General features: G+C 49.2%; 8 protein-coding genes and 1 pseudogene. 7 read left to right on the forward strand and 2 right to left on the reverse strand.

Annotation, left to right across the window (positions count from 1 at the left end; translation table 11 throughout):
• The 3 genes and pseudogenes from QVO39_RS00650 to QVO39_RS00660 form a co-directional block, all read left to right on the forward strand.
• Positions 1–735, forward strand: a pseudogene (locus tag QVO39_RS00650) (hypothetical protein); the annotation flags it as partial.
• Positions 736–863: 128 nt separating this feature from the next.
• The gene (locus QVO39_RS00655) at positions 864–1,343 is read left to right on the forward strand and encodes a PadR family transcriptional regulator (RefSeq protein ID WP_021902581.1); all 480 of its coding nucleotides are present in this window, start codon (positions 864–866) and stop codon (positions 1,341–1,343) included.
• Positions 1,344–1,364: 21 nt separating this feature from the next.
• Positions 1,365–2,393 carry a PspC domain-containing protein gene (locus tag QVO39_RS00660; RefSeq protein ID WP_021902582.1) on the forward strand — a complete coding sequence of 343 codons (1,029 nt, stop codon included), beginning with the start codon at positions 1,365–1,367 and terminating at the stop codon, positions 2,391–2,393.
• A gap of 76 nt (positions 2,394–2,469) precedes the next feature.
• Here QVO39_RS00660 and dpp5 read toward each other — a convergent pair whose 3' ends face one another.
• Positions 2,470–4,554, reverse strand: a complete 2,085-nt coding sequence (gene dpp5 / locus QVO39_RS00665) for a dipeptidyl-peptidase Dpp5 (RefSeq protein ID WP_021902583.1) — start codon at positions 4,552–4,554, stop codon at positions 2,470–2,472.
• A 143-nt stretch (positions 4,555–4,697) separates the two neighbouring features.
• On the opposite strand from dpp5, the gene QVO39_RS00670 reads away from it, so the two are divergent.
• The 4 genes from QVO39_RS00670 to QVO39_RS00685 all read left to right on the forward strand — a co-directional run bounded on the left by QVO39_RS00670 (position 4,698) and on the right by QVO39_RS00685 (position 7,518).
• Positions 4,698–5,180 (forward strand): SPOR domain-containing protein, encoded by a 483-nt coding sequence (locus QVO39_RS00670; RefSeq protein WP_040575695.1) that lies wholly within the window; start codon positions 4,698–4,700, stop codon positions 5,178–5,180.
• 80 nt (positions 5,181–5,260) lie between these two features.
• On the forward strand, positions 5,261–5,668 hold the full coding sequence (locus QVO39_RS00675; RefSeq protein ID WP_021902584.1) for a MerR family transcriptional regulator: 408 nt from the start codon (positions 5,261–5,263) through the stop codon (positions 5,666–5,668).
• Entirely contained in the window at positions 5,643–6,620 is a 978-nt protein-coding gene (locus tag QVO39_RS00680; RefSeq protein WP_244400139.1) for a ribonuclease Z, read from the forward strand. Before QVO39_RS00675 ends, QVO39_RS00680 begins: the two co-directional genes overlap by 26 nt.
• Positions 6,621–6,633: 13 nt before the next feature.
• Positions 6,634–7,518 (forward strand): NAD(+)/NADH kinase, encoded by an 885-nt coding sequence (locus QVO39_RS00685; RefSeq protein ID WP_021902586.1) that lies wholly within the window; start codon positions 6,634–6,636, stop codon positions 7,516–7,518.
• A gap of 172 nt (positions 7,519–7,690) precedes the next feature.
• Here the strand turns inward: QVO39_RS00685 and QVO39_RS00690 are convergent, their stop codons facing one another.
• Positions 7,691–8,281: a hypothetical protein gene (locus QVO39_RS00690; RefSeq protein WP_021902587.1), complete on the reverse strand. Its 591-nt coding sequence runs from the start codon at positions 8,279–8,281 to the stop codon at positions 7,691–7,693.
• Between the last annotated feature and the right edge of the window lie 111 nt (positions 8,282–8,392).

Here is an 8,392-nt window from a genome sequence, read left to right on the forward strand (position 1 = left end):
CATAAAGTCTTTGAGGCATCGCCAAAGTGCTTTCGAGATACTCCCCCTCGTAAGGTGGAGCCATCGCTGATGTTATCGCCAGGTCTGTGGGTGCTTAAGGAGGACTTTACCAGTTCGGGTCGTGGCATTGAGATGCTGGATAGTAGCAACGTGGATATCGCTGTAGTGTTGCAGACAAAGTGGGTTCAGACCCCAAGCAGATCACTATTTATTGAGCCCTATTATGATATTGCCTATGAATTGGGCTTTGAATACCAGCGGAAGAATGGAGGGGTAGCATATTTAGGTTATCATCGAGCCATCACCCACAAAGCACAGTACATAGGGAGCTATCTAGGTGAAGCGTCATTGGGAGTAGATATTGATGCCTACGCAGAATGGGTACGCCAATCCTTGCAAGAAATGGAGCTCTACGATTATGAAGGAATTATCGGGGTGGATACAGCCCTTTATCATTGGGAGGATGGCTCACTGCATTTTGTCCCCTGCTTGGAAGTTAATATTCGCCCTACAATGGGCTTTGTAGCTCTATCTCTAGCCCAAAGGGATCTCGGTAATAGGGGTGGACGCTTTGTGATCGCGAGGCGTGATGATCCTATTATTCGGAGGTTGACTGATTCTAAACCGCTCTACCTCTATGACGATTCCACATTGGTAGAAGGTGTTTATTTGCTTACTCCTATCCTTGATAATACCTACTTTGTAGCTATCTTGGAGGTAGGACTGAAGCATTAAAAACTCCTTGCAACATTCTTTTTATGGGCATATTTATACCAAAGAAGAGTATATATTCGGTTGTTTGTTTTGCAAACTACCGAATTCTTTGTATCTTGCAAGCGAAAAGGAAATGTATTCACTATTAGATGAAGTATAAGATGCAAGAGTCGTTGGAAAAAACTAAGTCGCAGATGCGCAAGGGGGTAATGGAGTATGCCATTCTCTTGATATTACGTCATCGGGAGGCCTATAGCGTAGATCTCATCAATATCCTTAAGGAGAATGACCTGATCGTAGTGGAGGGGACTATCTACCCTCTACTCACTAGGCTCCGTAAGGAGGGACTGATCAAGTATACGTGGGTGGAAAGCTCGCAAGGGCCTCCTCGCAAGTATTACGTCATCACGGATGCCGGTAGGGCCTACCTAGATGAATTACGAAAGCTATGGGTGTCGATGAGAGATTCTGTAGACCTGCTAGATAACGAGACACCCTCTTGGGGTACTGGCACCTCACGAACTGGTTTGGAGTTTGCCGAAGGGGAGTATGTTATCTCCACCCGTGATGATGACCGCTTTATTCAAAAAGAGGATGAAGAGGCTGTGAATGATCAAGAAGAGAAGTAACACCACACACACATTACCAATATGAAAAAGACAATAAGCGTCAATCTAGCCAACCGCAATTTCTATGTAGAGGAGGATGCCTACTATGTGCTAGACCAGTATATCAAGGGGATCCGCGAATATTATCTTGCCGATGACCCAGAAGGGGAGATCGTTGGGGATTTTGAGATGAGGCTCGGGGAGTTATTTGCCGAAAAAATGAGACTGGGGCACGAAGTAGTGACCCTCGACCTAGCGAAAGAGGTGATTTCTCAGCTGGGGCGAATTGAGGATTTAGAGGCTCCGGAAGGAGGAGAAGAAGAGCCATCAGTGCAATCACCTTCGGGAGAGTCTTCACAGCCAGAGACTTCTGAAGCTTCGGCGAAAAAGGAGGAGACCTTTGCTGAGAAGCTCAATAAGAAGCTCTACCGCGACCCCAAGCATAAGTGGTTGGGCGGTATCATCGCAGGACTATCTGTGCACCTTGGTGTGGATGTGGCACTTCTCAGACTAGTGGCTGTTCTACTCCTCTTTACACCACTCAATTGGATCTTTGTGGTGCTCTATATTGTGGGGTGGATGGTGCTCCCTGAAGCCACTGAGGCAACCGACCGACTGCGTATGGAGGGTAAGCCACTCACTAGCCAAAACCTTTGGCAGACGATTTCAAGTGAAACACCAGGCGTCCAAACGGATGAAACTTCTGTGGAGCCAGAGACGGAAGTAAAGGAGAAGCGTCGGAATAATATCCTTTGGTGGATAGTGGCCTTCTTCCTAGTCCTATTTATTGTGGGAGCTTTGATTTGGGGGATTGTGGCTATAGGTGAGGGCACATTTTTCCCTGGTCTTCCCTTTGGTGACAGTAGTTCCACCGTATGGGTGGTAGGGCTGTCCATTTTACTTGCTATTTTTGGGTTGCTTTTAGCTTTGATGATTCTAGCTGGCATCATCACTCTAGTCTATATCTGGCCATTCAGTATCATCATGCGCTCCAAGTCGCTAAATACAGCCACTAAGATAGTGATTATAGCACTTTGGATTATCCTCACTACATTCTGGATTTGGTTATAGTTTTGTAAGTTCTCAATAAGAAAGGCGGGCTACATGAGTGATCATATAGCCCGCCTTCATTATATATACGTTGCGATTACTTCTTCAAGTAGCGATCCATCCAATCAAACCAAGTACGGTAGAATAGAATGCCATTTTGTGGCTGAAGGATCCAGTGGCTCTCATCGGGGTAGTAAAGGATGCGAGCTGGGATGCCTCTCAGCTTAGCAGCATCAAACGCCATAAACCCTTGTGAAGAGAGGATACGGTAGTCCCTATCACCGTGAGTAACGAGGATTGGGGTATCCCACTTATCTACAAAGCGGTGTGGAGAATTGGCGTAGGTATGGCGAGTTGTGGCATTGTCTTCCCAGTAGGCACCACCCATATCCCAATCGGCAAAGAACTTCTCCTCCGTCTCAAGGTACTGAGCATCGAAGTTGAAGATACCAGCGTGGGCAGCTAAAGCCTTGAAACGACCCTCGTGGTGGCCCGCCATCCAGTAAGTGGTATAACCACCATAGCTAGCGCCCGTACATCCTAAGTGGTCGGCATCTACATAAGGCTCCTTTGCCACCTCATCAATAGCAGCTAGTAGATCCTTCATATTCTGTCCGCCCCAGTCGCCTGATATCTGCTCATTCCACTCCTTGCCAAAACCAGGCACACCACGGCGGTTAGGTGCCACCATAATATAGCCGTGAGAGGCAAAGGTGCGGAGATTCCAGCGATAGCTCCAGAATTGGCTCACCGTGCTCTGTGGCCCACCCTGACAATAAAGGATCGCAGGGTACTTCTTATTAGCATCAAAGTGAGGAGGAAGAACCACCCACGTGAGCATCTTCTTGCCATCGGTAGTTGTGATCCATCGCTTCTGTATCTCAATATTTGGAATGGTAGCAAGGAGAGCATCATTCTCAGTGCTCAGCTTCACCATCGTTGCCTTCGCTCTCCTACGCTTTGGTGCCTGGAAAGCATAAATATCGGTGGGGTGCTTCATCGATTGCAGGGTGTAGAGGAAGTCCTTGCTATTACCAGCAAAGCCCACAACATCGGCCATCTCGTAGTCAGTGATTTTAGTTGCCTTGAGACTCTTGATATCTATCTCAAATAGATTGCCTAGCCCTTGGTCATTGGAGAGGAAACGGAATCCCTTATCTCCCTCTAGCCACTCAAACTGATCTACCCAAAGCTCATAATCGCGGGTCACAAAGGTCTTCTCCTTGGTCCCAAGATTCATCATGAAAAGACGGTTGAGGTCTGCCTCATACCCATCCCGCTCCATGCTGGTCCAAGCAATATACTTACCGTCGGACGAGAACTTTGGTGTGTTATCGTAGCCCATCATTCCCTCAGTCAGGTTAGTGGTGGTGCCGGTAGTTAAGTCGAGCAGATAAATATCAGTATTGGTAGAGCGTGCATACGCCAACCCCTTCAGCTTCTTGCAACTATAGGCAATCGCCTTTGAATTGGGGTGCCAAGCCAGCTGATCAATACCTCCAAAAGGCTCTATTGGTAGCTCGTAGCTCTCCCCCTCAGGAAGTACATTCGTGAGCTTTTGAGAGATTGCAAGCCCTTCACCCACCTCTGCAATGTACGATTGTGGGTACTCAAGGGTCCAGTGATCCCAATGCTTGTACATTAGGTCGTCATATATCCGTCCTGTTGCCTTATCGAGGTCGGGATTCTCTTGCCGCATAATGCTAGGCGTTTCCACCATTCGGCTGATGATCACCTTAGAGCGATCAGGCGCAAAAAGGAAGCCAGTGACATCAAAGTCAAAGTCCGAAAGCGCCTTCTTCCCAGTGCCATCAATCTTGATGATACCCACCTGTGCGTGCGCCCCCTCCGTAGAGATATAGGCTAGGGTCTCATTGTCCAAGAAAATAGGCGAGTGCCCCTTGAGAGGAAGCACCTTTTTCTCTCCCCCTTTGCCCAAAGTCGATAGCACCATCTCAGTGGTACTGCTATTCTCCTTTACATTTGGAAGGGTTCGTGTGTAGACATAGCACTTGCCATCGGGCGAAAGCACCGGCGTTGATAGTCGCCACATTTGCATCAACACCTCGGGTGTAAATTCAGTGGGCTGTGTGCCACCTACGGGTGCTGCTGTGGAGTGAAGTATTGGCATACTACTCATGAGTAAAGCTGTAGAAACAGCGGTTAAAATGTTTTTTCTCATCGTATAAAAAATGATAAAAATAGAAATATTCCCATTTGAATGGCTAAATTACAAAATAAAAGTCTAACTTTGTGGGAAATGAGGGAAAAACTCCTATATTTGATAGGAAAAGGAATCATTCAAACCGACTTATATAGAATATGATGAAGAAAGTACAGTATGTAGCAATCGTAGCAATCGCCCTGCTCACAGCAGGTGCCATGACTTCTTGTAAACCAAAGCAGAGTGCCTATAAGGCTGTAATGGAGCGTGCACAGCAGAGAGAAATCGCTAAAGAGGCCGAGGAGACTCCTAAGGATGAGATCATCCCAGTGGTGACCGACAATGCCGATGTACGACCTGAAAAGGTGACTCCAGCAGTAGGAGAGGATGCCAGCGGACTTCGTAGGTACAGTGTGGTGATTGGTAGCTTCCTAAGCGTTACCAATGCCAATTCTCTTAAGGCTCGTATGGCTGATCAAGGGTACAACCCCATCCTAGCACAGAATGAGCAAGGTATGTATCGTGTGATCGTCACTAGCTTCGACGATAAGAGCGACGCTGTAAGAAGCCGTGAATCCATTAAGAGTATGTATGCCGATAAGGGACTATTCCAGGATGCTTGGATCTTGGAGCGTACCTATTAATCTGTGACTAGCTTTTATTTTTGAGATGTAATAAGTAGAGACGTAATGGATATTGTTACGTCTCTACTTATTTTTTTTCTATGCCAAAGAAAAGGAAGAATAACACCCACTGGAGGTTTGAAAACCCTCAAGCCAGCCCTCAGGAGAAACCCTATTATACCATAGGCGAGGTGGCGAGGCTCTTTAAGGTAGATGAAACGCAGCTGAGGTATTGGGAGCGACACACGCCCTTGGCACCTAAGCGGGCGGCATCGTCGGGTACTCGTCTCTATACTCAGGACGACCTGAAGCTGGTGGAGCGGATTCGCTACCTATTGATTGATAAAGGGCTCTCACTGCAGGCGGTTGCGGAGCAGCTGCAGAGTGGAGGTGCGGTAGATACCGACCTTCAGATCCGTGAGAAGCTATGGGAGGTGAGAGCAAAGGTGCTAGAGCTAAAGAGGGTGGTAGACCAACAATTGAATGATGCAAACAGCGGTGATGAATGATGCCAATTATGGCGATGGAATGTACCTAAAAGTGCTGGGCTGTGGCTCGGCACTCCCTAAGCCTGGACAGCAACACAGCTCACAGCTATTGCGTCTGCGGGAAAAGGTTTATATGATTGATTGCGGCGAGGGTACTCAGATGCAGTTGCTCCGCTTCGGTGGCTCGTGGGCCAATCTACACCGCATATTCATCACCCACCTACATGGCGATCACTGTCTAGGTTTGCCTGGATTGCTCAGCAGTATGTCTATGAGTGGTCTTGACCACCCTGTGCATATCTATGGGCCCGAAGGGATTGAGGCCTATGTCCGCTTTATCGTAGAGACCTTTTGTCGCGACGATGCCGAACGAATTATCCCCCACCAGATCCAGCATCGGCAGGTGCAAAAGGTCTATGAAGATCATTCGCTAGTGGTCACCTCCTTCCCCCTCAAGCATCGGGTGCCCTGCATCGGCTACCGTTTTGATGAAAAACCAAAGCCCCGGCACATTGATCGGGAGATGTGCGACTTCTACCAAATACCCATCGCCTACTTCGGGCTCCTCAAGCAGGGAGCCGACTTCCAGCGGGAAGATGGTACCGTGATACCCAATCACAAGGTGACCAAGGCTCCGCGAGCGCCTTATAGCTTTGCCTATTGTAGCGATACCGCCTATTTCCCTCCCATTGTGGAGAGCATCAAAGGGGTGGACCTGCTATACCACGAAGCGACGTTCGGTGCCAAGATGACCGAGCGAGCAGCCGAAACCCTCCATAGCACCACCACCGATGCGGCTAACATTGCCCAGCAGGCCGAGGTGGGGCACCTCCTTATCGGACATTACAGTGCTCGGTATTCTACCCCTGCTTTAGTACAAGAGTTGCTAAAAGATACGCAAGCTCTCTTCCCACGAACTTTGGCAGCTGAGGATGGGCTCACCCTCGACTTTCAGAAATTACGAACACTATAATCCATTGCCCCCTATGAAAATCCTACTTTGTGGCTCTGTCCATCAAAAGAGCGATCCAGAGACTTTCCGACAACTCATCAAGACGATCCTTGCGCTCCACCCTGAGCATTCTCTGCAGATCGAGCAGCGCCTCTACACCTATCTCCTTTCCGAAGGATTTTCACTTGGGGGTATCTCTATCTGCACTCCTAGAGGAGTGGTGGATACCGACCTGCTGATCAGTGTGGGCGGTGATGGTACCTTCCTACGCACTGCCAAGTTGATCGCCGGCACCAAGGCAGGCATTATCGGCATCAATTCAGGTCATCTCGGCTTCCTAGCAAGTCTACAGCCAGAGGAGTTTCCCCACTTCTGGAAGGAGCTAGAGGCGGGCACCGCCCTCTCTGAGGAGCGCGACCTGCTGGAGTGCTTCGTGACGGACCAAGAGGGAAGGGAGACCTTCCGCGCCCTCACACTCAACGAGGTGGCAGTGATGAAGCGTGATACCGCCAGTATGATTTCGGTCGCCACCTATATCAATGGCGAATTGATTGCCAATACCGATGGCGACGGCCAACTCATCTCCACCCCCACCGGCTCCACCGCCTACGCCCTCAGTGTCAATGGACCCGTCGTCCACCCCCATAGCCCAGTGATGCAGATATGCTCCATCGCCCCTCATACCCTCAATATGCGACCCATCGTGCTCCCCAATAGCGTCGAGATAGAGCTCCATATAGAGAGCCGAAGCGGTGCCTTCCTCCTCGCTATCGACGGCAAAAGCCACCCCGAGACCATCGGAGCCACGGTGCATATCCGTCGGTCGGAAAAGCGACTCAAGGTGCTCCACTCACAGCACTACTCCTTCTACCAAACCTTACGCCAAAAGCTCATGTGGGGTCAAGACCCTCGCCTCTAACCCTCGCGTCCCCCGATTGAAGAGGTTCCATAAACGCACCCGACAGGGTGCCATTCAGATAGCCCCCGCGTCGGAGGGGGCAGGAGCCCCCGAACGACCGGCGGGGAAAATAGTGCGATAATATCAATCGACCCTTGTGGTCGCACAACCTATAGCGGGGACAACCACCCCATCAGAAAATAGCGTCATCGGCACGGAAATAATCAATCAGCATCCATGGTGATTGGCTATCCTTTCTGCCAAATAGATACTCCTCAATCATCTCCGACCCTAGATACCCTTTGCAAAAGGCAGCTTCATTTGGGGCTAATTCCCGCCAAGCAGCAAAGAAGTAAGTGCTATCGGGAGGGGCAATCGCAATCTGTAGCTTCCCAAAGTCTGGAGTACTTGACCCCTCGCCAAGAGAAGTCCTAGCACGTTGAAACACGGCATCCTCTCTAAATCGGCCAATAAATTGAGATAGCGGTTCACTGCCTTGATTGAACGGCGCTTCGGCATCTTCAAAAATCATATTATTGGTATAATAATCCTTGTAAAGATCGTAGACTGGCACCTCATTATTTGCTTCGGCGATCAGCTCCTCCGCTTCGTCTACAGAGAGACTGGAAGAAAGCGAATCCACTGGCCGTACTACCCGCTCCGTAGCAGCCACAACCTCCTTGTCGTTGGCACCTCTATCTCCATACTTGGTATAGAGCCAAACCCCTCCCAAGGCAAGTAATGCCACACCCCCTGAAATCAAAAGTCCCCTATGCTTCCACATATTATTAATGTATCCAAAATCTGTAGCAAAGATACTGAAATTATCGTAATCCGTGAGTGTCATTCACAACACCTACAGGGGTTACGCATTAGAAAAGACTATTGTGCGAAT

It is taken from the genome of Porphyromonas sp. CAG:1061, from assembly GCF_000435035.1.
GTDB classification, from domain to species: Bacteria; Bacteroidota; Bacteroidia; order Bacteroidales; family Porphyromonadaceae; genus Porphyromonas_A; species Porphyromonas_A somerae.

What these genes read in the sequence shown, in the direction of transcription:
- QVO39_RS00685 (WP_021902586.1), top strand. Translation starts at nt 6,634, where the DNA reads ATGAAAATCCTACTTTGTGGCTCTGTCCATCAAAAGAGCGATCCAGAG.
- QVO39_RS00660 (WP_021902582.1), top strand. Translation starts at nt 1,365, where the DNA reads ATGAAAAAGACAATAAGCGTCAATCTAGCCAACCGCAATTTCTATGTA.
- QVO39_RS00690 (WP_021902587.1), bottom strand. Translation starts at nt 8,281, where the DNA reads ATGTGGAAGCATAGGGGACTTTTGATTTCAGGGGGTGTGGCATTACTT.
- dpp5 (WP_021902583.1), bottom strand. Translation starts at nt 4,554, where the DNA reads ATGAGAAAAAACATTTTAACCGCTGTTTCTACAGCTTTACTCATGAGT.
- QVO39_RS00670 (WP_040575695.1), top strand. Translation starts at nt 4,698, where the DNA reads ATGAAGAAAGTACAGTATGTAGCAATCGTAGCAATCGCCCTGCTCACA.
- QVO39_RS00680 (WP_244400139.1), top strand. Translation starts at nt 5,643, where the DNA reads ATGATGCAAACAGCGGTGATGAATGATGCCAATTATGGCGATGGAATG.
- QVO39_RS00655 (WP_021902581.1), top strand. Translation starts at nt 864, where the DNA reads ATGAAGTATAAGATGCAAGAGTCGTTGGAAAAAACTAAGTCGCAGATG.
- QVO39_RS00675 (WP_021902584.1), top strand. Translation starts at nt 5,261, where the DNA reads ATGCCAAAGAAAAGGAAGAATAACACCCACTGGAGGTTTGAAAACCCT.